Below are 26,569 nucleotides of genomic sequence, written 5' to 3' on the forward strand. Positions count from 1 at the left end.
GACGACCCGCGAGCCCTGCGCCTCGACCCGCCACCGGCACCGGCCTCCGCCGGAACCGGTGGCGTCAGGGGTCTGGGTCACACGAGAAGCGCCTCCTGGGGCACCGCGAGCCGTTCGGCGCCCGCGGCGCGCGCCTCCGCCACCGCGAGTCCGGCGACCGAGCCGAGCATCAGCAGGGTGCCGATGAGTGTCGCCGGGGTGAGCCGCTCGCCGAGCAGCCCGACGGCGAGCACGGCCGCGCAGACCGGCTCCAGGAGCATGATCACGGACACGGTGGCGGAGCGGACGACGGCGGCGCCGGCGAAGAAGAGCGCGTAGGCCAGCGCCGTGGGGACCGCGGCGATGTAGGCCAGCAGCGCCAGCAGGGGAACAGGCTGGGCGGTGTGCGGGATCAGCCCCTCGGCGAGCCCGGGCGACAGCAGGCACACGGTGGTGACGGCGAACGCCCACACCGTCGTGCTCGACCCGTCGACGCGGCCGTCGCGCCCCCACCACCGGGTGAGCAGCGTCATCGCGGAGTATCCGGCCGCGGAGAGCACCGCGAGCAGGACACCCCAGGGGCGCACGGTGGCGTCCCCGCCGCCCAGGACCAGCACGCCGAGTCCGGTCAGCGCCCCGACGACGGCGGCGCACCCGCCCCGGCCGAGACGCTCCCCCATGGTGAGCCGGGCGCCGACCGCGATGAGAACGGGCCCCGCGCCCAGGGTGACCACGGTCGCCACCGCCAGGCCCGTAGCCTCGACGGCGGCGAAGTAGGCGGTCTGGAAGAGGGCCAGCGCGAGGCCGGTCAGACCGATGCGCAGCACCTTGGGGCCGAGGAGTTCCCGCCCGGTGGGACGGGCGCCGCGCCGGTCGGGGAGACGGCGCGGGCGAAGGCCCGGGCCACGGCGCAGGCGTACGGCGAGCAGCAGGGCGAGTCCGCCCGCGCAGCGCCAGAAGGAGAGGGCGACCGGCCCCATGTCACTGGCCCGGTAGACCAGTGAAGCGGCGGCGCCCGCGGTGCCCCAGGCGGCACCGGCGACGATCAGATAGAGCAGGCCTCGCCCGACGGGCAGGCCGACAGCGGTGTTCGACACGTGTTCTCTCCGCAGTTCCGCAGAAGTTCGGGAAGGGACCGCGTCGCAGCCCGTGCCACGGGGGCAGGGGCGTACGGAAGGTCCTCGGACTTCTTCTGCGGGCAGCGCCGTTCCGCCCGGCACGGGGCCGGACGGTGTTCCGGTACGCCCGCCTCAGGCGGCCGGAGGCGGAAGAACGAGCGTCGCAGGCATGATCAGCACCTTAGACGGCGGTTCCGTTGGCCGACAACTCCCGTCCGGTCTCGCTCGTCCCCCGCGCGACCGGCTCCTGCGAGGGCTTCGCCGGTGCCGAGGACTGCGCGATGAACGCGCCGAGCAGGACCACCGCTCCGCCGGCGATCTGGGGCGCCGAGAGGTGTTCACCCAGCAGCACCCACGCCAGGACCGTGGCGATCACCGCTTCGAGACACGCCACCACGCCCGCGACCTGCGGGGAGAGCCTGCGCACGGAGAGGACACCGGTGGCGTAGGCGACGACGGTGGCGACGAGGACGATCCAGCCGAGGAGCAGCGAGGCGGGCACGGACGTCCCGTCCATGTCCGCGCTGCCGCCGAGAACGGACCACCGCATGGTCCAGGGACGCGCGACCGCGGTCAGCACGAGGGTGCCGACGAGGAGCCCGTACGCGATCACGCCCAGCGGGTCAGGTGCCTCGTCGCCCGCGTCGCTGCCCTGGTCGGACAGGACGAAGTAGCCGACCTGGCAGCAGGCGGCTCCCAGCGCGAGCAGCAGTCCGAGGGCATCGAAGCCGAGCCCCGACCACACCTCCACCACGCAGGCGAGTCCGCCGGCCGCGAGGACGACTCCGAGAGCCGCGGCACGTGTGACGGGCCGGCGCTGCACGAAGCGCACCCAGCCGAGAACCAGCGCGGGGGCGAGGTACTCCACGAGGAGGGCGACGCCCACGGGGACACGGGATATCGCGGCGAAATAGCAGGCCTGGACACCGGCGACGCCGAGGAGTCCGAACCCGGCGAGCAGCGCGGGGCGCCGCTTGACCAGCGCCCGGTGCCGCACGGCGAGCGGCAGCATGACGAGGGCGGCACCGGCGACCCTCAGCCACACCACGTGGAGCGGGTCGAGACCTGCCTCGATCAGCGGCTTGGCCGCGACACCCGATCCGCCGAAAGCGACCGCCGACACGAGCGCCAGGCCCAGACCGACGCCTCTTCCGTGGTTGCCCTGACTGCCCTGAGACGTATGCACCGGCACATGATGACAGGCGACGACATGACCGTCACCCCCGAAGACACCTGTCTCAGCCGCTGGACTCCGGAAGGGACCCACGACGACTGCCGCGGGCTCGCCGGGTCAGACTTCGCGTCCAGGGGTTCCGGGCGTCCGGCCCCTCCCGCACCCACGCCACCCCACCCACTCCGGAAGGCCCACTCCGACAGACCCGCTCCGACGAGCTCACCCCGGCAGCCCCACCCGAGAGACCGGCTCCGACAGGCCTCGCTCGAAAGGCCGTCGAGTTCCGGACGCGCGTCAGCCGGCGCCCTCCCGGCCGACGCGCTCCCCATGTCCGCTCTCGACCCGCTCCCCAGGGCCGCCTTCGACGCGCTCCACGTATTCGCTCTCGACGCGTTCCAGCAGCCGCGGGACATCGGCACCGGCCCGTCCGAGCACCTCGACGGCCCGCGACCGGGGATCGGCGACGAGCGCCGCGAGCAGGTCGAGACCCCGGGCCCGCTCGTCACCGCGCAGCACCGCACGCTCGTACGCCTCCCCCATGGCATCGGCCGCCACCGGGGACCAGTTGTTGCCTCCGGCCGCCACCGGTCCGGCGCCCGAGTTCTCGACGGCGCTCTGCCAGCGGAGTCCGTATCCGATGCTGCGCTGCACGAGGTAGCCGAGCAGCCGGGCGAGCTGCGGCCCGCCCTCGAAGACGGCACGTACCTCGGGGTCGCATTCCAGCAGGGAGTGGAGCAGATGAGCCGTGTCGATCTGCCGGTCCCCGTCGCGCAGGGCTCTTCTGCGCGCGCCGGAGACCACCGGGGCCAGCTCTGCGCCGAGTCCGGCCTCGATGCCGACAGGCTTCGGACCGCTCGCGGTGGCGGACTGCTGGGGAATACGGGGCGGCACAAGCTCCACCCCATCAGTCGCGCCACGCCACGTCATCCGCGGCAGGCAGCATCTTCGGGTCCGACACAGGGTGGGCATCCCTGTGCGGATTCTCCTCCTTGCGGATGACTTCGCGCCGATTTCCCCCAGGGAGCGCGCGCCGCCCTGCCTCACGCTTTCCCGGTCGACCTCCCCGCCCCCGGCCCCGGTGCGGGGCAGGGATCGGCCCTCTCCACATTTCCTGACGGTCCATCAGTATTGAATGTTCCAGGACCTGGAGCTACGTTCCGCGACACCGTAGCTGCGCCGGGCGCAGCGCCCGACACGAAGGGGTGGTCGCATGGCCGAAGTCAGCGCGGAAGCACGGATCGAGGCGCCCGCCGAGAAGATCTGGTCCCAGCTCACCGACTGGTCCGCCTACGGCGAGTGGAACGCGACGCACACCGACTTCCCCCAGGGCGGCCCGGAAAAGCTCGAGGTGGGCGGCACCTTCGCGGAGAACATGAAGCTCATGGGCTTCCCGGCCGAGGTCACCTGGACCATCGAGGAACTGGAGCCCGGCCGCACCCTGGCCATCCGCGGCAAGGGCCCGATGTCGGTGAACGTCACCACGCGCTACACGCTCACCCCCGACGGCGACGCCACCTCGGTGCGCATCGACGGGGAGTTCACGGGTGCGGCCGTCTCGTTGATGGCCGGAAAGCTCAAGGACTCGGCGACGGCCGCCCTCGACGAGTCGCTGCGCAAACTGGCCGGGCTGGTCGCCTGAGTCTCGCGCGTCCGCGCGACGCCCGAAGCGGCGCCCGGCGCTCCGTATACCGACAGGCGCCCCGCGGAAACACTTCCACGGGGCGCCGGCAGGTACCACAACACGCCGTCAGTCCTCGTCGGCGAGGATCAGGTACAGCTTCTTACGGGCTTCGTTGATGACCGCCAGCGCCTTGTCGCGCTGGCCCTTGCTGCCGGTCTTCCAGACCTGACCGAAGGCCTCCATGAGACCGAATCCGGCCTGCCGGATCTCGTGCAGCGTCTCCCAGTCGACCCCGCGCCCGGCCTCTTCCCACGGCGCGTCGGGACCCTCGTCGGCCGCGCTGCGGCCTGACTCGGTGAGCGAGAACAGCTTCTTGCCGCCCTCGGCCTCGCTGGTGATCAGGCCCTCGTCCTCCAGCAGCTGAAGGGTCGGGTACACCGAACCAGGGCTGGGCTTCCACGCCCCGCCGCTGCGCTCGGCGATCTCCTGGATCATCTCGTAACCGTGCATCGACCGGTCCTTGAGCAGGGCGAGGATCGACGCGCGTACGTCGCCGCGCCGCGCCCTGCCCCGCGGTCCGCCCCGGCCGCCGCGCCCGCCCCAGGGGCCCGGTCCGAAGCCGGGCCCGCCGAAGCCGGGGCCACCGGGACCACCCGGCCCGAAGGGCCCGAAAGCCCCCCGCAGCCCCTCGAAGCCGCCCCGACCCCGATGGCCGGGTCCGCCGTGGTGTCCATGTCCGTGTCCGTGCTCGTATCCGAAGTCTTCTCCACGGGAACGCATCGCAATCACTCCATTCCATCGTTGATCGGTCGCGATGCGTCAACGATATATCGCTACCGTTCGCATGACAACCCCCTTCCGCGTGTCCTTGGTGACTTGTCTCATCGAAGCTGGGGCGCGTCTCAGCGAAGGTGGGTCGACGACGGTTTGTCTCACCGAAGGTGGGCCACTGCTCTATCCGTCTCATCGAAGATGGGCCGAATTGTCCGGCCCCAATGAAGGCGGGCCAGCCTCCGTGGGCCTGGGCATCTGCCCGTACGCCTCGCCCCTCGCCGTTGAACAGAGCCACTGAACGCGATTGGGTCTACGGCTGTTGCCCGGGCCGTCCAACGGGAGAAGATCTTCCCGTGAGCCAGCCCCTGCCGCAGTTGCCGAAGCCCGAGTTCGTCTTGATTCGCATCGAGGCTCCACCCGAGGTGCAAGGCCAGAATGCTGTCGATCTCGGTCAGACTGGCGTTCCAGGCGGGTTGATCGGATACGAGTACCGGCCGCTGAGTGAGCCGGTGTTCCTCGGGGGGATCGGTGAGCGGGGGCTGGTCGCCATTGCGACGAGTGGTCTGTTCGGACGCATCGCCGTCGATGTGGCCACCGGTCACGTGGTGCAGATTCCAAAGATCGACTCAGCGAAGGCCAGTCACGTGAACAGCGACCTCGGCTCCTTCAACCGATGCGTCGCGGCCGTGATCGCACGCTTCCCGTTCGATGTGGACGGCGACGAGGACGCGTACGAGGCGGTGGCGGAAGAGCTTCGCGATCTCATCTCTGGCATCGACGAGACCGCTCTGGTGCACGACGGGTTCTGGGAGACATTCTGCGACGACGTGGCGATCGGGGACTATCCGGACTGGGATGCGTGATCCGGCGGCGATCCCCGACTGCGGCCAGCCGTCCAGGCTCAGGGCGCTGGCAGCGAGGCAGCCGTCGACGAGGTCGGAGCGGTACTGGATCGTCTTGAGCCGGCGTTTCACGGCTCGGCGAAGACGAGGATGCTCGGCGTAATCGGGAGGCGAGATCGGCGACGGATGAGGAACACTTCGCCTGGTGATCGTGATGCAGCCCGTCCTGGAGATGAACACCCCCGATGGCTTCGACCTCTGGCCAGTCGCCGAGACCGAACGGTTCAGTTTCCTGCCGCTCAACGGTGAACTTTCACCCGCCGAGATCGGGACGGCGCTCATGCGCATCGCCACCTGCAATGACGTGGACCCCGACGACGATGGCGACCTCCCGCCTCGGCCGACCGAGCCTCTCAGCGGCTTCCTCCACGGACTACTGAACCTCGACAACCTTTACGCGGCGGGCGGCCTGCGCGTCACAGACAACTCCACGGGCATCACCTTCTCGCCCGGCTGCTGTGACGGACTGGAGGACTGGCCCGACTGGCACCAGGTCGTCGATGGCAGCGGCATCATCGGATACGGCCACGATCCTGACCCGTCGCTGGCCGAGCGCCTCGGGGATACCATCCGCCTCACCGTCGGCACTGACCGGAATGACAGTCCAGTGATCGAACTGTCAGTCACCGAGCTCCGCCATCTGCTCGCCAGCGCCGAGCGCGACCTGGCCGAGTTTCTCGCGGCAGCAACGGACTGGATTGCCGAGCACCTACCTGACCACTCCGTTCCTCTGACCGCCGCCCTTGCCCGCGTTCTCGCCCTTCCCACGCCGGGCATACCGCCAACACCGCTCGGCACGGAACGGACGTGACGACCAGCATGCGCATGACCTGGACGCTCGACGGACATGGCTGGGCCAACTGCACAGTTGAAGATCAACAGGCCAAAGTCGAGCTCACCGCCTCCTACATCACCAGCGCTCCAGAGGAGTTCCTGACTGCCATGGCCCGGCTCGTCTCAGGCGAGACGGACACCCGCGCGCAGTTCGAAGCCGAGCCCACCGCCTTCCGGTGGATCTTCTACCGCCAAGGCGACGACGCCTGGATCCGAATCCTGGAACTTCGCCGCGGCAGCGACCACGACAACAAGGGCACCGAGATCTGGTCGAGCCAACTTCGCATCGACGCGCTAGCCCGTGCCGTGATCCGCTGCTTCGACGAGGTAGCTCGGACCTACGACGAGAGCGGCTACCGAGGCAAATGGGGTGAGCATTTCCCTCGAACCGAACTCGAAGCCCTCAGACGCCTCTGGAATGCTCATCCACCCAGCGATGACACATAGTCCAAGGGCGCCCGCTGCTCACGTCTACTGAGACGGGACACGATCGGCGGTGTCCGCCCTGCGGGTACTGAGTTCCTTTCGCCATCGGACGGCTTTCTGACGACACGCTCCTGAGCACCAGCGCCGGGTGTCGTGCGGCCTTCGGTTGCTCAGGGATGTTGCGCAGACACCGCATGCGATCTGCTGCAACCGTTGGTTGAGCGCATCGTTCCAGCATCGGGTTGAACACCATGGGCAGCCGCGGGAAGCGGTGCTCTCAAACGAGTCCTCGCAGCGGGGGCAGTTCAGGGTTGCGGTCTTGACCTGCCTTGCGGCTGGCGACTTGGCGGGCCTCGGCGGTGCCTGGAGAGCGCGGGCCTGAATCCGGCATTGGGTTGAGCACCAGCGACGAGCCCTGCCAGACGATCCTCGCTCGAAGGAAGTCTGGCAGTGCTCGCAGGTCAAGAGCCCGAGGTAGGCGGTTGGGTCGAGGCGCCGGTAACCCCGCTGGCGGCATCGGCTAGAACACCAGCGGCGAAGTGGCGAGGCGGGAGGGTCAGACTGGATCGGGGTTCGGCAGAATGCGCAGGCCGAGAAGGAGCCGGAAGGATGGTCTCTCTCATCGAGCTGCTTCCAGCGGATGACCTGCTGCCGGCAGGGGTTTGAGCAAGTGCGGCGAGAAGCAAGAGAGCCGGGCGCCAGTGGGCGCTCGCAGGCGAGGCAGGCGCGGTCAGCCGCCGGCTCCTCGCCCTCGGCTGTCAGGGCACCTTGCCGTATGAGGTAGGCCCTTCTGCGGCAGGGAGAGGAACACAGCCGGTGACGTTGGCCGATCCGGATCCTCATCGGTTTCTGGCAGATCCTGCAGGGGGCCTTGGTGAAGCGCTTCCGGGAGATCCGGTCGCGGCAGCGGACCGAGCAGAGGAAGGCCCGACGGCCGAAAGCGCTGGAGGGTGGGATGTCGGTGCCGCACTCTCTGCACTGCCTCGTCTCCAGCGTCACCCGCAGTTGGTCGGCGTCACGGCCGGTGACTGCCGCGAGGCGGTCCCATGACGGTATGCCGCGGTGCAGCGGCGGCTTGGCGAGGAACTTCCGCAGATAGGCGGGCGGGAGCTGGTTCGCGCGGGCCAGACGGGTAATGAAGGCCGGGCCCCCTTCGCCGGCGATCGGGCGGATCTGGAAGGGGAGCTTGGCGATCGGAGGGCCGTCCCCTGGCCCTGGGATCACGTCTGCGGGTCCGGCGCCGAGGGGCCTGGGCCTGGGGGACGCTTGCGTCGTGAGGCGATGTCGAGGTCGACGGCCAGCAGTCCGGCCTTGGTGATCTTCTGTGTGCCGGTGAGGATGGCGTCGACCGCGGCTCCGCGGATCTGGTGGGAGAGAGTGCCGATCATGCCGCTGGTCCTGGTGTGGATAAAGCGGTCCAGGCGGGTCAAGGTGCCTGGTTTGTGCTGGTCCAGCAGCAGGTTCGCCTCCATCTGGGCGACCAGGGCCTTCCATTCCGCGTTGTAGGGGAACGGGTGGGTGGCCACCGAGGTGAAGCGGCCAGCGATCTGGTCGCCGCGGGTGCCCGAGAGCAGACCGCCTTCCTCGATGTCGATGCCCGCATAGGCGAAGGTCGCCGGGATGCGCTCGGAGAAGTACTTCAAGGTGTCGGAAGCCTCGGCGCCATGGCGGGTCTGCAGGGAGATGTTGTGGATCTCGTCGACCAGGACCAGGCCGCTGCGGGCCTTGGTGCAGACTCCGACGACAGCCTCGGTCAGATCGGTGATGTTCGAACTCCGTAGGACCGGAAGGCCGAGGAACCTGGCGAACTCGGCGGCGATCATGCGGGGTGTCGCGGCCGGCGGGACGGTGATGTAGATGACCGGTATGCGTTCGTCTTGTCCCGGGTGGCGGCGCCGGTCCGAGATTTCGTGGGCCAGGCCGAGCTGGGTGAGCGCGATCGTCTTGCCGGTATTGGCTGGGCCGGAGACGATCAGACCGCGGCGGGCGCTGATCGAACCCCGGTTCAAGATGATCAGTCGGCGGCCGCAGGTGACGGTGTGCCTGACCGTGGAGGTGGCGACCACCTGCAGGCGGGCATGGTGGTCGAGCCGGTCCTCGTCGTAGGCGTACTTGTCCTCCTTGCTGAGTGAGTTGTACTCGGCAAGGGAGAGCATGGTCATCTGTTCGGCGGTCGAGGAGGCGACGAACTCACGCCAGCCGGTCAGGACGGTTAAGTAGCGCCCGAAGTCCTCGTGCGGGCTGTCGGGAAGCGTTGTCACGGGCGTCTCCAGGGGTCTTCGAACGGGTCGAAGAGCCCCAGCGGGATCACCTCGGCCAGTGTTTCCTCGTCCTCCGCGGGGTCCTCGGAGGCGTCTTGCATCCGAGGCTCAAGTGGCGCCGGAGGTTCGGTTGGCGCGGTGGCCCGCGTCCTGGCGGCGACCTTGCGGTCGCTCTTGGAGGACTTGTCCTTCTTGCCGCTCTTGCCCTTGGCTGCCGGGACGGGGCCGGCGTGGGCGCGGGTCAGCAGTGCGGCCACGGCCTCGGCGAGTTCCTCCTCGGTGGCCTTGGGTAGTTGGTGGCTGACGTGGTCCCAAGCCAGGTCACCGAAGGGGACCGGGGCCCGGTTCAGGTACTTCCAGGTCGCCTGGACCCAGCCGCCGTCGCCTCGGTGATCGCGGACCCAGACTCGGGAGGCGTCGTAGGGGTCACGGTGGATCTCCCACAGTCCGCGCTTGGCGGTGACGCCGGAGTCCCGCCGGCGCATCGGCCCCAGCTCGGGGCTGTCGTAGGTACGGTTGTTGATCCGGATGCCGTAGGCGTTCACGGCCCGCCAGGCAGCTGGCAGGAGTTCGATGTAGTCCTGGCCGCTGAGGGCGACCGGGACGTAACCGCAAGACTCGACCAACGCGGCGTACTTCTGGTTCGGCGTGAACAGCCGGCTGGGGTGGTCGGCATCGCGCAGGCCCTCGTGGGGCCGGTTCTGCCAGTGGGCGACGACCCACTCGTCGAGGAGGTCTTGGAGCTCGGGCAGCGACCAGAGGTTCTCCTGCTCGGGGTGGCGGCCACGGTTGTCGGTGTTGCGTCCGGTGTACCCAGGGAGGAACTGTGTGAACTGGGTGGCGATCGAGCCCAGCATCTTCTCGATGTGGCCCTTTTCGAAGGGCGCCCCTTTGTGGGTGGGCTGGAAGTCGATCTCCAGGAACCGGCAGGAGGCCCGGAAGTTTCGGGAGATGAACACCTTGCCGTGGTCGCAGACGATCGTCTCGGGGACGATCACGGGTTTGGCGGCGGCGTGTTCCAGCCGTTCGTCCAAGGTCAGCAGCCGGCGGTGCGGCAGCACCGAGCGGGACATCTTGAGTGCGTCGACCCAGCCGGGTCGCATCAGATCCGGGGTGACGGTGCGGGCCAGCAGCACGCATGCGTCGACCGATTTGGTCGAGGGCCGCAACACCGCCGCTGTCAGCGTCCTGGTCGCGACGTCGATCATGCCGGTCAGCTCGACCTTGCCGACCACCCCGTTGTCCAGTCGGACCATGACGTCCAGCGGAGTGGAGTCGATCTGGACGACCTCGCCCGGGGCGGACACCGTCAGTTCCCCGAACGGAGCGGCCGCCCCGTGGGCCTTCGAACGCCGCGTGACCGCCGATCCGGTGGCATGGGTTCCGGCTGTGAGTTTCGCCAGCAGACGGTAGAGAGTGGGCCTGGACGGCCATTCGACCTCTGGGGCATCAGCCTGCTCGCTGCGTGACTGCCGGAGGATTTCGCCTGTTCGCCAGATCAGGTAGGCGCCGTTCCTGGTCGAAGTGTCGACGCCCTCCTTGATCGCCTGACGCATCGCGTCGACGACGGCCGGATCAACTGACCCGAATTCCTGGCGCTTGCGGACCGGACGGTGGTCAGCAAGCCCGACAAGCCCGTTCGTGAGGTAGCGGCGCCGCCAGTTTCCTATCGTCTTGGCGGCCACCGTGTGTCCGGCCGCCGTCAGCTCGGCCGCTTTCAGCTTCTGCCGAGAGGTCATCGACGACCCTGGTCCGTAACCAGGACGCGGGGTGGCTCCCGGTTCCGCGTCCGGCGGCAGCCCGTGGATCACCTCCAGAATGTGGCCCTCCACCCAGAACGCCTGCTTGACGGCCTCCGCCGGAAAGGTCTCCAGCAGCCCAGACGCGGGCAGCGGAACTCGCTCCGGTCGGAACAGGACCTCGAAGCCCTCCGCCTCAAACAAGTCGATCAGGGCCACGACCCGGTGGGACTCCTCGGCATCCTCCAGCATCACGGCCTGGGCCGTGACCTGCAGGACGCCCCTCACCTGTCCGTCGAACCGGACTCTCTCCCCGATCGCCAGAGTCGGTGGCCGCCTCAATCCGCCCACTGCCGCCTCCTCCTCCAGACCAGGCTGTCGGACTCCATCAGCCCTCCCACCAGGTCCGTTTCCAAAGCCCCGGACCACAAAAGGTGGAAGAGCACGGGCAGAACCTGCAACCGGTCTCCGACCAGTTCGGCGCCCTGCCACATCGCCTTCGGCTCACTGAACACGTCCAGGAGCCGGGCCGCCGTCGCGGCTGGCCGGGCGGACCGTGCCCGGCGATACCGGGCCAGCCAGCGGACATTCGCCATGAACACCGGATCCGGTCTGCCCGCCCACTCGAACTCCCACCCCACCATCGAGCAGGCACGTTCCGTGGCGGCGAACGCCTCACGTGTCCTCTCGTCCATGTCGTCCTCGGCACGGACATCGACCACTCGGACCCGCCCGCCGGCCAGCCGAACGAAGTAGTCAGGAGCGTGACGGCGCGTCCTCTCCCCGGTGTCCCAGTGCAGCCAGAACGGCTGCGAGATGATCGAAGCGACCTGTGGATCACGGTCGAGCAAGATCAGCCGGTCGCGCTCCAGCCATGACTCGTAACCCACGTGATCGCCAGCAGTCACCGAGTAGTACCAGCCCGCGAACCCCCGGCCGCCCTTACGCCAGCTGAACTCCCGAACCGGCTCGACGTCCTCGAACCGCGTGTCCCAGCCCACCGCCAACGGACGCTGTACACGGGTCCCGTTCAGCAAAAAGGCCAGCTCGAAACCCGCTAGCCCAGCATCCGCTAACGCACCAGCCGGTGCCCCCACGACGCCCCCACCAGATCAGACACCAATCGGCCCAACTTCGGTGAAACTAACGGGCATCCGCCCGTCTTCGCTGAGAAACAGCCCACCTTCACTGAGACGGGTCACTTGGATGAGACTTTCAGCGAGACCTGGCACTTTTCAGGCACGACTGGCACCAAGATCACCAGTCGCCAAGCCCGAGCCCCGCCCTTCGAAAACTGTCGTGTCCTGCTCGCAGCCGACGGCCTTGACGCAGGGGCGGCCTCAGATGTCTTCGGCAGTGCCGGACGAGAGCAGTTCGCAGCTGTCGAAGTTCATGCACCCGCAGGCGAGGCAGTCGGCGACGGCGTTCCGCAGCGCCTGCGTATCCTGGATGAACTGGTCCAGTTCGGGGAGCTTGCGTTCGGCGAGTGCGCGCCATTGCCGGGTGGCGCCCCGGTCAGCGTCCGCATCCAGCAACTGGCGGATCTCGGCCAGGGTGAACCCGGCCCGTTGCGCCATTTTTATCAACGCGATCCGCCGCACCGTGCTGGCCGGATAGACACGCCGACCTGCGACGCGCCCGGCGGGCGGCAGCAAGCCGACGCTCTCGTAGTAGCGCAAGGCCGAGGGGCGCATCCTGACCTGCCGCGCAAGTTCCCCAATGCCGAGCTCTCGCACTGATCCCCCTTGACCTCAAGCGCGCTTGAACCACAAGTCTGGCCGGGTGAAGCCTCCACGGACAACTCGCCTTCTGCCGCGGACGTATCAGCCCCTGTTCGCTCACCTTGAGTTCCGACGCCTCTTGCCGGCCCTGGCAGCCTCCGATCTCGGTGACGGGATGAGTGTGGTCGCCGTGGCATGGCTGGCCATTCAGATCGCACCACCAGGTCGGTCCGGCCTGTTCGTCGGTGCGGCGATCGCCGCGTATGCCCTGCCTGGGGCTGCTGGCGCGCTGGTCTTCGGCCGTTGGTTACGTCGCTTGCCCGCTCAGCGGCTGCTGGCCGCGGACAGTTGGCTCCGTGCGTCACTCCTCGGCTGCGTGCCTTTGGCCTGGACGGCAGGGGTGTTGAACCCGGTTCTGTACGTCGTCCTGCTCGCCGGTTCGTCAGTGCTGCATGCCTGGGGAAGCGCGGGAAAGTACTCGCTGCTCGCCCAGATCCTTCCCCCGGATCAGCGCCTGGCGGCCAACGCGTTGGTCAGTTCAAGCACTTCGGCGTCTGTCATCATCGGCCCCGCACTCGCCGGATTCCTCGCGACGGCCGTAAGTCCAGCCTGGATCATCGGGCTCGACGCGGTGTCCTTCGCCGTCCTTGCCGTCCAGGTCGGTCGGCTGGGCGGAGCGGCCAAGTCGATAGCGACGTCTGCGCCAGTCGACACCGGCCGATCGGCAGCCGGCCTGCACTTGTTGCGCAGGCAGCCCGAGCTTCTTGGGGTCCTCGCCCTGACGTGGTTCTTCAACTTTCTGTACGGACCGGTGGAGGTCGCGCTGCCGTTGCATGTCACCGATGACCTGCACGCCGAGTCCAGCCTTCTCGGGCTGTACTGGACGCTCTTCGGGGTGGGTGCCGTTCTGGGCAGCCTGGCTGCCGGTGCCCTTCGCAAGCTCCCCCTCTGGCCCGTCACCCTGGCCATCGTTGCCGGTTGGGGCCTCACGCTCGTGCCCTTCGGGCTGGGGGCACCGGCCTCCGTCTCTGTCGCGTGCTTTGCTCTGGGCGGCGTGATTTACGGACCATTCACGGCGCTGTCGTTCACCCTGTTCCAGGACCGCACGCCAGCAGCTTGGCTGACCACGGTCCTGGCTGCCCGAGGCGCCGCCCTTCTCACCGCCGCACCGGTTGGCACCGCGCTCGGCGGCCCCCTCACCGCTGCCCTGGGCCCGCGGCTGGTGCTGGCTGCCTCGGGGATCACGACCATCGTTCTCGCCGTCGTTGCCACCGGGGTGCGGGTCTGGGGAAATCAGCGGGCCGGTTCGAGGCTCACTTGAGGGGCTGCCTCGATCGGCATGCGACTCACATCGGCGGCCGGATGCGGCCACGTCACGCGAAGATCGAGCCGGTGGATTGGCAGCAGGCGAGGCATGTTGCTGGGCTCGCTGGCACCGACGCTCAACAGCATCAGTTCCCGTGAGACAAGGTGATTGCAGAGATGACGTCCCACCTGTAGGTAGCGTTTTCTCGACGCAGTTCCACAAGGTCCGCGTGCGAGACGTGAACCGGGAGAGCTGGCTGGCCTCGGAGCGCTGCCACCTGGCCGATCACCGAATCTGCGGGGCGGTTCGTATTGCTGTAGGCGATTCCAAGATGTGGACGGAAAGATTCCGTGGATCTTCCTCCGGGGGCTCCAGCCAACGCCCCCGCACGAGCGAGCATCGCGTGAAGGCCGATCAGCGGGTTCCACGGGGCGACGCTGTAGCGCAGGGCACCTCGTGATCCCGCCAGCGGGCCGACCTGCAGGTCGAAGGCTTTGGGCGCCATGTCCTGAGCCACTTGCACGACTCGGGCCAGGTCCCTCTCACTCATGGCGGCGCTGTCGGCGACTTTGTTCAATGTGATGTGCAGGCCATCTGAAGGCACCAGGTCCAGTGCCGGGTCGGCAACGGCGTCCTGACAGGCGCGAGCATCGTTTATCAGCGCGCGCTCATCGGGGAAAGTCAGCATCAAGTAGTAGGCCCGGCCCCCGTTCCAACCGGGACGGTCCCAGTGGTTGGACATGTGCGACACGGCTTGGAACGCCGCCCAGTCGTGTGCGGCAATCGCGTGGGGGTCGACGAGGTCACGCGGAGGGTCGGGCGGGAATGCCCGCTGGTCCCGACGCAGAATCGCGCTCATTCATACCCCCTCGGCCGGACGGCGTTCGGGCCGTCTGCGTCGCTGTCCAGAGTCGCGCCCGCAGTGGGGCGCTGAGTCACCGAGCCTAGCCACCCGTCTCGTCTGTTCCAGGTCGCGGCGGCCGGGGTAAAGCTCACCGGAACTGCGGAGACGAGCTGCGGGTGTCGCCCGCGCGGTTCAGCGCACCGCAGTGGTGGTCGCGGTCCACGGGGCGATGCCCGGCGGGGCGGTGCCGCCCTTGTCGATGATCGGGGCGAGGAACGCGGCGTACTGGGAGAGCAGGGAGAGCCAGTTGTTGTCGGTGGTGCCTGTGGTTCCGTGCTGGATGCGTGCCCAGAATGCGCTGTCGCTCGTCCGCCAGAGGTGGTGAGTTCCCCGGGGCTGCTGGTCGCGGATGGGGTGCGGAGAATACACATGCTCGCCTTGAGTCAGGATGGTCCACGTGACAATGGACGCGGTCTGGCGTTTGCGGTCGCTGAAGTCGGGGCGGCCACCCCGTCCAGTCGGGATGGGGATTCTGGCGGTGATCTCGTTCCAGGTCGCCGGGTCGATGCACCAGTGGCGCAGGGCATCGCGTCGGCGACGGTAGTCGATCAGATCGTTTCGGCTGTCGAGTTCGTCGGCCAGGGCGTGGACGGCGAGTTCGAACTCCTGCGGGTCAGGCCGTGTCCGGGCCCAGTTGTGGACGGCCTTCGCGTTGTCGGAGGCCCGGTGGGTGCCGGCGGGGTTGAGTGGCAGTCCCAGGAGCGTCCCGGACTTGAAGAGCGAGCCGCCGACTGCGATCTGGCACAGGTGGAGCACGGCTGCTCGCCGGATGCTGGACGCCGGGATTCCGTCCATGTGCGCGAAGTACCTTGCGTACCAGTCGTCTTCGAGGAAATGGGGGATGTGCTGGGGGCCGAAGCGTGTCCTGCGGATGGGACGTTTCAGCGCGCGGGGCCGTAGTTCCCGGGCGTAGGTCTGCAGCACGGGGGCGACGGCTTGCAGGAATCCTTGGGAACAGTCGGGTCTGGTGTCCAGGAAGTCCCTGCGCCATTCGCCGCTGCTTCGACGGCGAAGGCCGGACGACGGCCTAGCGTCGGCGGCTTTCGGCCGGGTCTCCGCCGTCACGGTGATCTCGCAGGACGACGTATCCCGGTCCGCCACGCTCGGTGCAGTACGGACCATGCAGGTCCAGCGCGCTCAGGTCGGCGGTGACGGCCGCACCCGAGCCGAAGTACGCCGGGTCCGGCTCGAAGGCCACCCGGGTCCCGGAGTCGGGCGGGGTCTCGAACTCCTCGGGCGCCCTGGTGGGCCGCAAACGGGCGAGTTCCTGGCGGAAGCCACGACCCTCTCGCCACACCTCGACGACTGCGCGTGAGCTTACGACCGCACCGGCGGCACTCAGCCATCGGCCGCTGCCGAGCAGAGAGCCGTAGTACCCCAGCCGGGTCATCCCCTTTTCGTCCAGGAGACCGGCCTGATCATCTGTCACCGAAAACGCGAGATCGGCGGAGACTTCAACGAACACCCGCACCCTGACCGCCCGCGCGGCAAAGGGCCAGATCCCCCGGATTGGCCTTGGCCCGTGGCCGGCAGGCGCCGCTAACTTCGAAGCATGCGGATTCGTATCGTCGACGCCTTCACCGACCGCCCCTTCGCCGGCAACCCGGCAGGGGTTCTCCTCCTCGACTCCTTCCCCGACGATTCCTGGCTCCAGAGCGTCGCCATGGAGGTCAACCACGCGGAGACGGCGTTCACCCACCGCTTGCCGGAGGGCGGCGAGGCCGACTGGGCACTGCGCTGGTTCACCCCCGCCACCGAGGTCGCCCTGTGCGGACACGCGACCCTCGCGGCAGCACACGTCCTCACCACCACCGGCGCCCATCAGGGCCCGGTGCGCTTCGCCACGCGCAGCGGTGTCCTCGTCGCCACCCCGGAGGCCGACGGCTCGATCACCCTCGACTTTCCGACCGCGCCCCTCACCCCGGTCGAGACCCCCGACGGTGTCGCCGAGGCGCTCGGCACCGAGCCGCTCAGCACCCTCGACACCGGACCGAACACCGGTGACCTGCTGGTCGAGGTCGCCGACGAGAAGACGGTCCGCGCGCTCGCCCCGGACCACAAGGCGCTCGCCCGCTACTCCGAGCGCGGCATCATCGCGACCGCCCGCGCCGAAGACCCGTCACGCGGCTACGACTTCGTCTCCCGCTGCTTCTTCCCGAACGTCGGCATCGACGAGGACCCGGTCACCGGCAGCGCCCACACGGCCCTGGCCCCGTTCTGGTCGGATCGCCTCGGCCGCCCCGCCCTCACCGGCCTGCAGGCCTCCCCCCGCTCCGGCCTGGTCCGCACCGAAGTTCGCGGCGACCGCACCCTGCTCTCGGGCCACGCGGTCACGGTCATCGAGGGCGACCTGCTCGTCTAGCGAGCCCGCGGGATCCGGCGCAACGACCCCCGGGACCCGTACGACAGGCCCCGCACGGGCACGACGGCACACGAGAAGGGGCGTACGGGACGGTCGTACGCCCCTGCGGGAACAGGCTCCGCCGCTCAGTCCTCGCGAGCGCGGCTCAAGCCGTCGGGAGCCATCCCACCTTCCCCGCGAGCAGCGCGTACCCGACGAAGGCACCGATGTCGAGCAGCGAGTGCGCGACCACGAGCGGCCCGACCCGGCCCCAACGCCGGTACAGATACACGAAGACCACACCCATCACCATGTTGCCGACGAACCCGCCGATGCCCTGGTAGAGGTGGTACGAGCCGCGCAGCACCGCACTCGCCATCAGCGCCGTCCCCGGTGTCCAGCCCAACTGCCCGAGCCGGCGCAGCAGATACCCGACGACGATGACCTCCTCCAGCACGGCGTTCTGCACGGCCGACAGGATCAGCACGGGGAACTTCCACCACACGTCCGGCAACGCCTCGGGCACCACCGTGAGGTTGGCGCCGAATGCGCGCGCCGCCAGATAGAAGGCGATTCCCGAGCTGCCGATCACCGCCGCGACCATGGCGCCGCGTCCGAGGTCCGGCCAGGGGCGCGTACGGTCGAAGCCGATCACGCGCATGCCCTGGCCCTCGCGCAGCAGCAGGTGCGCGACGAGCGCGACCGGCACCAGGGCGGACGCGATACCGAAGAGCTGCCACGCCAGGTCGAGCCAGGGCCGGCCCGGCGCCGCCGAGGCGTTGAGGGTGGCCGCCTGATCCTTGAGACCTCCGGGTTTCGTGACCGATCCGACAAAACTGATCAGCGCGGACACTCCGCTCGCACCGAGCGACAGCGCCAGGACGAGCAGCGTCTCGTCCCGGAGAATCCGTCGGGTCAGCCTCTCCCCCGGAAAAGAATCGGCCACCGATCCCGCCTCCACCTGCACTCCCGCCTCCAGTTGGGTATTCCCGCCGCATCCCCGTCCTCGCCCCGCTAGGGTCTCGAAAGAAGTTACGAAGATCGTGCGCGACAGGCCGTCGGGGGGCGGGCACCGTACGGGGCGCACGTCCCCTTTCGCCTGTTCTGCGGCTGTCTCACGGCTCAGGCTCATCTGGGAGGACCTCACCGTCATGGGACGTCACAGCTTGCCCGACGCTCGACGGGCGGGCTCCGCCGACCCCCGGATCCGCGCCCGCCGCCGCAATACGGCCCTCGCGACAGCACTCGTCCTCACCGTCGTCGGAGGCACGGCCGCCGCGGTCCGCGGGGGTCTGTTCTCCTTCGGAGGCTCCTGCGAGGACGATGTCGTGCACATCGAGGTGGCCGCCTCGCCGGACATCGCGCCCGCGCTACGGGCCGTCGCGAAGGACGCCCGCGAGAAGAACGTCACCTCCGACGGCCGCTGTCTCGACGTCGGCGTGACGGCGCGCGAGTCGTACGAGGTCGCCGCCTCGCTCGGGGCGGGCAAGAAGTCCGACGTGCAGGTGTGGGTGCCGGACTCCGACGCGTGGGTGGAGCGGGTCGCCGACACCGGCTCCGCCACGCAGGTCACCAGCCTGGGCAACGTCGCCTCCTCACCCGTCGGCGTCGCTGTCGTCCCGTCGGCCGCCAAGAGGCTGGGCTGGCCCGCGAAGACGTACACCTGGACCGAACTGGCCGGGGAGACGAGCCGGGTCAAGAAGCTCGAACTGGGCGCGGTCGATCCCGCCCGCAGCTCGACGGGACTGCTCGCGCTGGCCAGGATCAGCGCGGCCACCTCCGACGTCAAGGACGGTGACGTCCGGGCGGCCGCCATGGCCAAGGAGCTCTCGCGGCACACGTCCGACAGCGACACCGAACTCCTCGGCACTCTGCCGCACGACGGCTCGGCCTCCGGCGGGAACAGCGCCGGCCGCAATCAGGCGCTGATCCTCTCCGAGCAGGCGGTGTTCGCGCACAACAGCGCGCCGGACGGCGACCAGGACCTCGACCTCTTCTACCCCGAGGACGGCTCGCCGCTGCTCGACTACCCGTACACGCTGGTCGACGAGCCGCGGCTGAGCACCGACGAGGGCCGTGCGGCCCTGCGGTTCATGACCCTGCTCGGAGAGGCGGCACCCCGGCAGTTCCTGCGCGTGTTCGGGTTCCGCACGGACGCGGAGAGCCCGTCGGCCTCACTCGTAGCCGAGGCCGGCGGCAGGTCCCCGCAGCCGTACACGCGGATCCTGGCCGACTCCGCGTCGAAAGGCGCGGTCCAGGAGGCCCTCGGGATGTGGACGATCACGGTGGAGAGCGCCCGGATCACCACGGTCGTCGACGCCTCCTCCTCCATGGGCGTGACGCTGCCGGGCGACGGCCGTTCCCGTATGGACGTCACGAAGGAGTCCCTGCTCCAGGCCCTCGCCACCTTCACCGCCGAGGACGAGATCGGGCTGTGGACGTTCTCCACGAAGCTCGACGGCGACAAGGACTACCGCGTGCTGGTGCCGACCGGACGGCTCGGGGACAGCAGGAAGAAGGGCGGCCAGCGCGCGAAGCTGACCGCCGCGTTCAAGTCCCTGAAGCCTGTCCCGCACGGAGAGACCGGTCTGTACGACACCACGCTCGCCGCGTACAAGGAGGCGGTCGCCTCCTACGCGAAGGGCCGGTTCAACGCGCTGGTCGTCCTCACGGACGGGGTCAACCGGGACCCCGGCAGCATCTCCCGGTCCGAGCTCGTCTCCGAGCTCCAGAAGCTGGCCGACCCGGAGCACCCGGTACCGCTGATCGCCATCGCGGTGGGCCCCGACAGCGACCGGCGGGAGGTCGACCAGATCGCCAGGGCGACCGGCGGCTCCGGCCAGCGGGTCAACGAGCCCTCACAGATCCACGCGGCGATGCTCAAGGCGATCACAGCCGCCGGCGCCGGCAACCCCGGCTGACCATACCCACGCGTACAACCCGGGCTGACCACACCCACACGGGCGACCCGAACCGACCACGACCACGCGTACAACCCGGGCTGACCACACCCACGCGGGCGACCCGGACCGACCACGACCGCCTGGACACGCGAGCCACGCGAACGCCATCACCAGCCACGACCGCCCGCCCCCACGGGCCCGCTGTCCCGCCTCCCCTGCCGAACCGCCGTAAAGACGCCTCGACGACACACCCCGAGGCCGGATGCCCGGCGCGGCCGAGCGCACCCGCACCACCGCGCGTCACCCCAGCGGAACCGGCTCCGGCAGTCCCACCGGCCAGGTGTGCACGGGCTCCCCGAGATGCATCAGCTCGCCGTAGCGCCGCGTCGTCGCGGCCAGCGCGGCCTCGCGGCCGAGGCCCTTCTCCAGCGCCCGGTGGAACGTGGCCGCCTGCCAGGTCGCGCCGTTGACACGCAGTCTGCACCGGTCCTCGATCACGCCCAGATAGAAGTCCCGGTCGGCGGGCTCGACGCCCCAGGCGTCCAGGCCGGCGGCGGCCAGCGGCAGCAGTTCGTCGCGCACCAGGCTCACGGCGTCCACCTGCGTGGTCCCGCCGTAACGGCCACGCCGCGGCCACTCCAGGCGCGCGTCGATGCCGTGCCGGCAGGCCGCGTCGAAGTTGGCGGCGGCCGCCTCGAAGGACAGCCGGGTCCACACCGGACGCTGCTCCTCGGCGAGCGCGCGGACCAGACCGTAGTAGAAGGCCGCGTTGGCGAGGACGTCGGTGACGGTCGGTCCCGCGGGCAGCACCCGGTTCTCGACGCGCAGATGCGGGACGCCGTCGGCGATGCCGTACACGGGCCGGTTCCAGCGGTACACCGTGCCGTTGTGCAGCACCAGTTCGGCGAGCCTGGGCACGCCCCCGGCATCGAGGACACCGAGCGGGTCCTCCTCGTCGCAGATGGGCAGCAGTGGCGGGAAGAACCGCAGGTTCTCCTCGAAGAGCTCGTACGCCGAGGTCACCCACCGTTCGCCGAACCAGGTGCGCGGCCGGACTCCCTGCGCCCGGAGCTCCGGCGGCCGGGTGTCGGTGGACTGCTGGAAGAGCGGGGGCCTCGACTCCCGCCACAGCTCACGCCCGAACAGGAAGGGCGAGTTGGCGCCGATCGCGACCTGTGGGGCCGCGACCGCCTGCGCCGCGTTCCACACGTCCGCGAACCGGTCCGGTGTGACCTGGAGGTGCAACTGCACGGAGGTGCAGGCGGCTTCGGGGGCGATGGACGCCGACCGGCAGACCAGACGCTCCACACCGTCGATGTCGAGTTCGAAATCCTCTCCGCGCGCGGCCACGATCTGATCGTTGAGCAGCGTGTACCGGTCGACGTCCGACAGGTTGGAGGACACCAGATCGTCCTGGCCGAGCGTCGGCAGAATACCGATCATGACGATTCCGGCGTCGACCTCACTGGCTTTCCGGTGGGCGTAGGCGAGCGAGGTGCGGATCTCCTCGGCGAGCCGGTCGAATACCCGGCCACCCAATCGGTGTGGGGCTATGTTGACTTCCAGGTTGAACATGGCGAGTTCTGTCTGGAAGTCGCGGCTCGCAATCCTTTCGAGCACTTGCCCGTTCATCATTCTGGGCATGCCGTCGGGGCCCGCGAGATTCAATTCGATCTCCAGGCCCATCAGGTTCTTCGGGCGGTCGAACCGCTTCTCCTCCAGCAGTCGCTCCAGCCCCGCCAGACACTGTCGGAGCTTTTCACGGTGGCGCTGCCGATCGGACAGGCCGAACGTCCCTGCCACGACCTTCTCCCCCATCGAAGTGTCCCTCCTCGGATGGGCAGGCCGACTTTCCGGCCCTGGCGTCCCGGGTCACGGGGGATGATGCCCAGGCAACACGATCCATAACGTCCCGCGCGCGCTCTTCGGCCGCTAGTCTGGACATCGGCCCCGGGCACATTCACGAGGCATGGAGCATTCAGCAAGTTTGCCGTCCGAAACGATCTCGTGAAAAACGCCGACGAGAATCGGCCGACCGCTCGGGCGAAGTATTCCGAGGTCACCGCGATTCGATCGCGCAGAACCGGGATGAATCCCGCATTTCGCCGACCGGATATCGACTTGTTCTTCGAATTCGGGGCGACTAGACGAAACACCGGCTGAACACGCGTCGTATAAACTCCGCTACCGAGGCAGAGAGTTGGCGCTCGCGGTCCCAGGTCCTGTCGTCACGGTGACGGCGGCAGGCGACACCCTGTCGGCAGATCCAGACCCCTCGCCCTCTGACCCGAGAGCTGACAGCGCCGTCCGCCCCCGCCCTCGCGCCACTGTGCCTGTCGAATGAGAGGCGACCCACCATGCCGCTGCACGTACCCCCGGCTCCCGCGCCCGCCCTGCGCACCGTACTCACGGCACTCGGTTCCCCCACCGCTGTCCGCGAAGCCCGTACCCCGTCCCTGCGCCTGGCACAGGGACCCGTCACCCCCGAACTCCCGCTGCCCGTCCACGTCCTGGATCGCATCACTCCCGCGGGCGCCTCCGCCACCCGGCTCGCCGGGTGGCGTTTCCTGATCCGCGCCGGCGATCGCGCGGTGGCCGCCGCCGACACCATGCTGACCCCGGACGGCTGGGCCTTCTCGCGCTTCTTCGAGGGCCCTTACGTCACCGCCACCGAGCTCGCCCTGCGGCAGGCCGAGACCATGCAACAGTCCTACCAAGCACGCTTGCTGTCCGTGCCGGAGCTGTACATGCTGACGCTCTGGCTGCACGGCGACTGCACCGCGGACGGCGCCACCGGCCATCCGGCCGCCACCGACCTCCTGGTCCCGCTCGCACCCGCCCCGCCCGGTATCGCCGCGCACCGGCCGTATCTCGTCACCGAACTGCTGCCGGTCCTCACCCACCGGGTCACCCCGGCACCGCTCCTCAGCTCGCCGGCCTGAATCTCCGCCCCTCGCGTCCGTGCCCCGCAGCAGTGCCCCACACGGGTAAACCTGCCGCGGGGCACGGCGCTGTCACGAACCCCGAGAGCGGCTCGCTCGTTAGGGCCGAAGACCGCTCGTACGAGGGGAAACGCGCCGAACGCCCAGCTGGACTAGCCCGATCCGGCCCCCTCGAACCACCCGAAAGGACAGCGCAGTTGGGGTGAACCCTCCGCACGGGTGACGCGTCATAAACCTGTGAGAAGCGGTGCCCCCAAATCCCTGCGGATTGGCGCCCGTGGGGCAACACTGGGGTCAGACCACACACCAACGGGGGGCGGCCATGAGTACCTCAAGCCGCAAGACAGACACCACAGCCAACACTCACATCTCGACCCAGCGAAAGATCCCATCCATGTGCCAGCACCAGCCACCGTGTCCGTCAGCCGAATCAGCCGACCGGGAGTCCGCCCGCCTCGCGGCGCACCACCCGGAGCAGGGATGGAGCCTGCTGTGCAACGGCGTTCTGCTCTTCGAGGACACCGGTGAGCTCCTGCCCGACGGCCAGATCATCGCCCCGCACCGCCCGCTGGGCGGCGCACAGGTGATGACGGCCGCCTGAGCCGCACCACCCCGGGCGGCCCTGACCGGCCGCCCAGACACACGAGGGGCCGGCCCGGAGACGTACTCTCCGAACCGGCCCCGACGCATGTCCGAGGATGGTCACTCCCCGTAGGCGTCCACGTGCCGAGCGCTGATCAGTCCTCGTAGGCGTCCAGCGGCGGGCAGGAACAGACGAGGTTCCGGTCGCCGTACGCCTGGTCGATGCGGCGCACCGGCGGCCAGTACTTGTCGGCGGCCGAGACACCGGCCGGGAAGACGGCCGCCTCGCGGCTGTACGGGTGCTCCCAGTCGCCGCCGAGCGCGGCGGCCGTGTGCGGCGCCCCGCGCAGCGGGTTGTCGTCCACCGACCACTCGCCGGAGCCGACCTTCTCGATCTCCGCGCGGATCGCGATCATCGCGTCGCAGAACCGGTCGAGCTCGCCCAGGTCCTCGGACTCGGTCGGCTCGATCATCAGCGTGCCGGCCACCGGGAACGACATCGTCGGCGCGTGGAAGCCGTAGTCGATCAGGCGCTTGGCGATGTCGTCGACACTCACGCCGGTCGCCTTGGTGAGCGGGCGCAGGTCGATGATGCACTCGTGCGCGACCAGACCGCCGGGGCCGGTGTACAGCACCGGGTAGTGCGGCTCCAGGCGCTTGGCGATGTAGTTCGCGGAGAGCACGGCCACCTGCGTGGCGCGCTTGAGGCCCTCGCCGCCCATCAGCCGGACGTACGACCAGGAGATGGGCAGGATGCCCGCGGAGCCCCAGGGAGCGGCCGAGATCGGGCCGACACCGGTCTCGGGACCGGCCTCCGGCTGGAGCGGGTGGTTCGGCAGGTACGGCGCCAGGTGCGCGCGCACGCCGACCGGGCCGACGCCGGGGCCGCCGCCGCCGTGCGGGATGCAGAAGGTCTTGTGCAGGTTCAGGTGCGAGACGTCGCCGCCGAAGTGACCCGGCTTGGCGAGGCCCACCAGGGCGTTGAGGTTGGCGCCGTCGACGTAGACCTGGCCGCCGGCCTCGTGCACCTGGGCGCAGATGTCGGCGACGTGCTCCTCGAACACACCGTGTGTCGAGGGGTACGTGATCATCAGCACCGACAGCTCGTCGCGGTACTGCTCGATCTTGGCGCGCAGGTCCTGGACGTCGATCTCGCCGTCGTCCGCGGTCTTCACGACGACGACCTTCATGCCGGCCATCACGGCGCTGGCGGCGTTGGTGCCGTGCGCGGAGGACGGGATGAGGCAGACGGTGCGCTGGTCGTCACCGTTGGCACGGTGGTAGCCGCGGACCGCCAGCAGACCGGCCAGCTCGCCCTGCGAACCGGCGTTGGGCTGGAGCGACACCTTGTCGTAGCCGGTGACCTCGGCGAGCTGGTCCTCCAGCTCGTGGATCAGCGTCAGGTAGCCCTGTGCCTGCTCGGCGGGCACGAAGGGGTGCAGCTGCCCGAACTCGGGCCAGGTGACCGGCTCCATCTCGGTGGTCGCGTTGAGCTTCATGGTGCAGGAGCCCAGCGGGATCATGCCGCGGTCGAGCGCGTAGTCGCGGTCGGAGAGCTTGCGCAGGTAGCGCAGCATCGCCGTCTCGGAGCGGTGGTCGTGGAACACGGGGTGCGTGAGGTACTCGTCGGTGCGCAGCAGCGCGGCCGGCAGGGTGTCCTCGGTGCTCGCGTCCAGCGCCTCGACGTCGCCCTCGACACCGAACGCGGTCCACACGGCGACGAGCTGCTCGCGCGTGGTCGTCTCGTCGCACGAGATCGACACCTGGTCGGCGTCGACGGGGTGGAGGTTGACGCCGTTGTCACGGGCGGCGGCCACGACGGCGGCGGCACGGCCCGGGACCCGCACGGTGAGCGTGTCGAAGTACGCGCCGTGGACGACCTCGACACCGCCGGCGGTGAGACCCGCGGCCAGGACGGTGGCGTAGCGGTGGGTACGCCGTGCGATGGTCCGCAGGCCCTCGGGGCCGTGGTAGACGGCGTACATGCCGGCCATCACGGCGAGCAGCACCTGAGCGGTGCAGATGTTGCTGGTCGCCTTCTCACGGCGGATGTGCTGCTCACGCGTCTGCAGGGCGAGGCGGTACGCCTTGTTCCCGTCGGCGTCCACGGAGACACCGACGAGACGGCCGGGAAGGCTGCGCGCGAAGTTCTCGCGGACCGCCATGTAGCCGGCGTGCGGACCGCCGAAGCCCATCGGGACGCCGAAGCGCTGCGTCGTACCGACCGCGATGTCCGCGCCGAGCTCGCCGGGCGAGGTCAGCAGGGTCAGGGCGAGCAGATCGGCCGCGACGGTGACGACCGCGCCCAGCTCGTGCGCCTGCTCGATGAGGGGCTTGATGTCGCGTACGGCGCCGGAGGCGCCCGGGTACTGGATCAGCACGCCGTTGATCTCGCGCCCGGCGAGGTCGGCCGGGATGCCGTCGGAGAGGTCGGCGACGACGATCTCGACACCGGTCGGCTCGGCACGTGTCTCTATGACGGCGATGGTCTGCGGCAGCGCGTCCGCGTCGACCAGGAAGAGGCCCTTCTTGTTCTTGCCCATCCGGCGGGACAGCGCCATGGCCTCGGCGGCGGCGGTGCCCTCGTCGAGGAGGGAGGCGCCGGAGGTCGGCAGCCCGGTCAGCTCGGCGACGACGGTCTGGAAGTTCAGCAGCGCCTCGAGACGGCCCTGCGAGATCTCCGGCTGGTACGGCGTGTACGCGGTGTACCAGGCAGGGTTCTCCATGACGTTGCGCAGGATCACCGGCGGCGTGAACGTGCCGTAGTAGCCGAGGCCGATCATCGAACCGAGCACCTGGTTGCGGTCCGCGAGGGAGCGGAGCTCGGCCAGTACCTCGGCCTCGGTGCGCGCGGCCGGCAGCTTCAGGGCCTCGGCGTTCTTGATCACATCCGGCACCGCGGCGGCCGTCAGCTCGTCGAGCGAGCCGTATCCGACCTGCGCGAGCATCTTGGCCCGGGCTTCGGAGTCGGGTCCGATGTGGCGCTGCTCGAAGGGAATTCCCTGTTCGAGCTCGGAGAGCGGTATGCGAGGGGCGGTCATG

23 protein-coding genes are annotated in these 26,569 nt (G+C 69.3%); 9 read left to right on the top strand and 14 right to left on the bottom strand.

The genetic code is table 11. The annotated features are described in order from the left end of the window. Positions 1–77 precede the first annotated feature (77 nt). The 3 genes from OG485_RS09395 to OG485_RS09405 all read right to left on the bottom strand — a co-directional run bounded on the left by OG485_RS09395 (position 78) and on the right by OG485_RS09405 (position 3,162). The gene (locus OG485_RS09395; protein ID WP_328665745.1) at positions 78–1,076 is read right to left on the bottom strand and encodes a DMT family transporter; all 999 of its coding nucleotides are present in this window, start codon (positions 1,074–1,076) and stop codon (positions 78–80) included. A 202-nt stretch (positions 1,077–1,278) separates the two neighbouring features. Further along, positions 1,279–2,289: an EamA family transporter gene (locus OG485_RS09400; protein WP_328665748.1), complete on the bottom strand. Its 1,011-nt coding sequence runs from the start codon at positions 2,287–2,289 to the stop codon at positions 1,279–1,281. A 276-nt stretch (positions 2,290–2,565) separates the two neighbouring features. Continuing rightward, on the bottom strand, positions 2,566–3,162 hold the full coding sequence (locus OG485_RS09405; protein WP_328665750.1) for a Clp protease N-terminal domain-containing protein: 597 nt from the start codon (positions 3,160–3,162) through the stop codon (positions 2,566–2,568). A gap of 319 nt (positions 3,163–3,481) precedes the next feature. Between OG485_RS09405 and OG485_RS09410 the strand changes: the two genes are divergently transcribed. Further along, positions 3,482–3,910, top strand: a complete 429-nt coding sequence (locus OG485_RS09410; RefSeq protein WP_328665752.1) for a type II toxin-antitoxin system Rv0910 family toxin — start codon at positions 3,482–3,484, stop codon at positions 3,908–3,910. 108 nt (positions 3,911–4,018) lie between these two features. Here the strand turns inward: OG485_RS09410 and OG485_RS09415 are convergent, their stop codons facing one another. Continuing rightward, positions 4,019–4,672 (bottom strand): PadR family transcriptional regulator, encoded by a 654-nt coding sequence (locus tag OG485_RS09415; protein ID WP_328665754.1) that lies wholly within the window; start codon positions 4,670–4,672, stop codon positions 4,019–4,021. Positions 4,673–5,019: 347 nt separating this feature from the next. Between OG485_RS09415 and OG485_RS09420 the strand changes: the two genes are divergently transcribed. From OG485_RS09420 to OG485_RS09430, 3 genes are all read left to right on the top strand, one after another. Continuing rightward, positions 5,020–5,529 carry an SUKH-4 family immunity protein gene (locus tag OG485_RS09420; protein ID WP_328665756.1) on the top strand — a complete coding sequence of 170 codons (510 nt, stop codon included), beginning with the start codon at positions 5,020–5,022 and terminating at the stop codon, positions 5,527–5,529. 193 nt (positions 5,530–5,722) lie between these two features. Beyond that, entirely contained in the window at positions 5,723–6,379 is a 657-nt protein-coding gene (locus OG485_RS09425; RefSeq protein WP_328674292.1) for a hypothetical protein, read from the top strand. Then, the gene (locus OG485_RS09430; protein ID WP_328665758.1) at positions 6,376–6,849 is read left to right on the top strand and encodes a hypothetical protein; all 474 of its coding nucleotides are present in this window, start codon (positions 6,376–6,378) and stop codon (positions 6,847–6,849) included. Before OG485_RS09425 ends, OG485_RS09430 begins: the two co-directional genes overlap by 4 nt. Before the next feature lie 1,199 nt (positions 6,850–8,048). Here OG485_RS09430 and OG485_RS09435 read toward each other — a convergent pair. The 4 genes from OG485_RS09435 to OG485_RS09450 form a co-directional block, all read right to left on the bottom strand. After that, positions 8,049–9,089 carry an ATP-binding protein gene (locus tag OG485_RS09435; protein ID WP_328665760.1) on the bottom strand — a complete coding sequence of 347 codons (1,041 nt, stop codon included), beginning with the start codon at positions 9,087–9,089 and terminating at the stop codon, positions 8,049–8,051. Then, positions 9,086–11,179: a Mu transposase C-terminal domain-containing protein gene (locus OG485_RS09440; RefSeq protein WP_328665761.1), complete on the bottom strand. Its 2,094-nt coding sequence runs from the start codon at positions 11,177–11,179 to the stop codon at positions 9,086–9,088. The genes OG485_RS09435 and OG485_RS09440 overlap by 4 nt, the downstream gene beginning before the upstream one ends. Further along, positions 11,167–11,874, bottom strand: coding sequence for a TnsA-like heteromeric transposase endonuclease subunit (locus tag OG485_RS09445; RefSeq protein WP_443048908.1), 708 nt, complete (start codon positions 11,872–11,874; stop codon positions 11,167–11,169). The genes OG485_RS09440 and OG485_RS09445 overlap by 13 nt, the downstream gene beginning before the upstream one ends. A gap of 294 nt (positions 11,875–12,168) precedes the next feature. Beyond that, entirely contained in the window at positions 12,169–12,564 is a 396-nt protein-coding gene (locus OG485_RS09450) for a MerR family transcriptional regulator (protein ID WP_328454767.1), read from the bottom strand. Between the two features lie 46 nt (positions 12,565–12,610). Here OG485_RS09450 and OG485_RS09455 point away from each other — a divergent pair, with 46 nt between their 5' ends. Next, positions 12,611–13,870 carry an MFS transporter gene (locus tag OG485_RS09455; protein ID WP_328454765.1) on the top strand — a complete coding sequence of 420 codons (1,260 nt, stop codon included), beginning with the start codon at positions 12,611–12,613 and terminating at the stop codon, positions 13,868–13,870. A 130-nt stretch (positions 13,871–14,000) separates the two neighbouring features. Here the strand turns inward: OG485_RS09455 and OG485_RS09460 are convergent, their stop codons facing one another. From OG485_RS09460 to OG485_RS09470, 3 genes are all read right to left on the bottom strand, one after another. Next, positions 14,001–14,714 carry a 2'-5' RNA ligase family protein gene (locus tag OG485_RS09460; protein ID WP_328665766.1) on the bottom strand — a complete coding sequence of 238 codons (714 nt, stop codon included), beginning with the start codon at positions 14,712–14,714 and terminating at the stop codon, positions 14,001–14,003. A 177-nt stretch (positions 14,715–14,891) separates the two neighbouring features. Continuing rightward, positions 14,892–15,683, bottom strand: coding sequence for a hypothetical protein (locus OG485_RS09465; RefSeq protein WP_328665768.1), 792 nt, complete (start codon positions 15,681–15,683; stop codon positions 14,892–14,894). A gap of 103 nt (positions 15,684–15,786) precedes the next feature. Further along, a complete protein-coding gene (locus OG485_RS09470) occupies positions 15,787–16,188 on the bottom strand; it encodes a hypothetical protein (RefSeq protein WP_328665770.1) in 402 nt (133 codons plus the stop codon). Between the two features lie 123 nt (positions 16,189–16,311). Between OG485_RS09470 and OG485_RS09475 the strand changes: the two genes are divergently transcribed. Next, complete coding sequence (locus OG485_RS09475) at positions 16,312–17,121, top strand: PhzF family phenazine biosynthesis protein (RefSeq protein ID WP_328665772.1); 810 nt, start codon at positions 16,312–16,314, stop codon at positions 17,119–17,121. A 145-nt stretch (positions 17,122–17,266) separates the two neighbouring features. On the opposite strand, the gene OG485_RS09480 is transcribed toward OG485_RS09475, so the two are convergent. After that, positions 17,267–18,067, bottom strand: coding sequence for a CPBP family intramembrane glutamic endopeptidase (locus OG485_RS09480; protein ID WP_326789033.1), 801 nt, complete (start codon positions 18,065–18,067; stop codon positions 17,267–17,269). Between the two features lie 184 nt (positions 18,068–18,251). On the opposite strand from OG485_RS09480, the gene OG485_RS09485 reads away from it, so the two are divergent. Beyond that, positions 18,252–20,021 carry a substrate-binding domain-containing protein gene (locus OG485_RS09485; protein ID WP_328665776.1) on the top strand — a complete coding sequence of 590 codons (1,770 nt, stop codon included), beginning with the start codon at positions 18,252–18,254 and terminating at the stop codon, positions 20,019–20,021. Between the two features lie 282 nt (positions 20,022–20,303). Here the strand turns inward: OG485_RS09485 and OG485_RS09490 are convergent, their stop codons facing one another. Continuing rightward, the gene (locus OG485_RS09490) at positions 20,304–21,821 is read right to left on the bottom strand and encodes a glutamate--cysteine ligase (protein WP_328665778.1); all 1,518 of its coding nucleotides are present in this window, start codon (positions 21,819–21,821) and stop codon (positions 20,304–20,306) included. A 539-nt stretch (positions 21,822–22,360) separates the two neighbouring features. Here OG485_RS09490 and OG485_RS09495 point away from each other — a divergent pair. Beyond that, positions 22,361–22,945 (top strand): hypothetical protein, encoded by a 585-nt coding sequence (locus OG485_RS09495; RefSeq protein WP_328665779.1) that lies wholly within the window; start codon positions 22,361–22,363, stop codon positions 22,943–22,945. 394 nt (positions 22,946–23,339) lie between these two features. Then, complete coding sequence (locus tag OG485_RS09500; RefSeq protein ID WP_328556777.1) at positions 23,340–23,546, top strand: DUF5999 family protein; 207 nt, start codon at positions 23,340–23,342, stop codon at positions 23,544–23,546. A gap of 136 nt (positions 23,547–23,682) precedes the next feature. Here the strand turns inward: OG485_RS09500 and gcvP are convergent, their stop codons facing one another. After that, positions 23,683–26,568 carry an aminomethyl-transferring glycine dehydrogenase gene (gcvP, locus tag OG485_RS09505; protein ID WP_328665787.1) on the bottom strand — a complete coding sequence of 962 codons (2,886 nt, stop codon included), beginning with the start codon at positions 26,566–26,568 and terminating at the stop codon, positions 23,683–23,685. Position 26,569: the final 1 nt, after the last annotated feature.

The sequence above is a fragment of the Streptomyces sp. NBC_00328 genome, assembly GCF_036139655.1.
In the GTDB taxonomy this organism is placed as follows: Bacteria; Actinomycetota; Actinomycetes; order Streptomycetales; family Streptomycetaceae; genus Streptomyces.

What these genes read in the sequence shown, in the direction of transcription:
- OG485_RS09410 (WP_328665752.1), top strand. Translation starts at nt 3,482, where the DNA reads ATGGCCGAAGTCAGCGCGGAAGCACGGATCGAGGCGCCCGCCGAGAAG.
- OG485_RS09415 (WP_328665754.1), bottom strand. Translation starts at nt 4,672, where the DNA reads ATGCGTTCCCGTGGAGAAGACTTCGGATACGAGCACGGACACGGACAT.
- OG485_RS09425 (WP_328674292.1), top strand. Translation starts at nt 5,723, where the DNA reads ATGCAGCCCGTCCTGGAGATGAACACCCCCGATGGCTTCGACCTCTGG.
- OG485_RS09460 (WP_328665766.1), bottom strand. Translation starts at nt 14,714, where the DNA reads ATGAGCGCGATTCTGCGTCGGGACCAGCGGGCATTCCCGCCCGACCCT.
- OG485_RS09475 (WP_328665772.1), top strand. Translation starts at nt 16,312, where the DNA reads ATGCGGATTCGTATCGTCGACGCCTTCACCGACCGCCCCTTCGCCGGC.
- OG485_RS09485 (WP_328665776.1), top strand. Translation starts at nt 18,252, where the DNA reads ATGGGACGTCACAGCTTGCCCGACGCTCGACGGGCGGGCTCCGCCGAC.
- OG485_RS09490 (WP_328665778.1), bottom strand. Translation starts at nt 21,821, where the DNA reads ATGGGGGAGAAGGTCGTGGCAGGGACGTTCGGCCTGTCCGATCGGCAG.
- OG485_RS09495 (WP_328665779.1), top strand. Translation starts at nt 22,361, where the DNA reads ATGCCGCTGCACGTACCCCCGGCTCCCGCGCCCGCCCTGCGCACCGTA.
- OG485_RS09500 (WP_328556777.1), top strand. Translation starts at nt 23,340, where the DNA reads ATGTGCCAGCACCAGCCACCGTGTCCGTCAGCCGAATCAGCCGACCGG.
- gcvP (WP_328665787.1), bottom strand. Translation starts at nt 26,568, where the DNA reads ATGACCGCCCCTCGCATACCGCTCTCCGAGCTCGAACAGGGAATTCCC.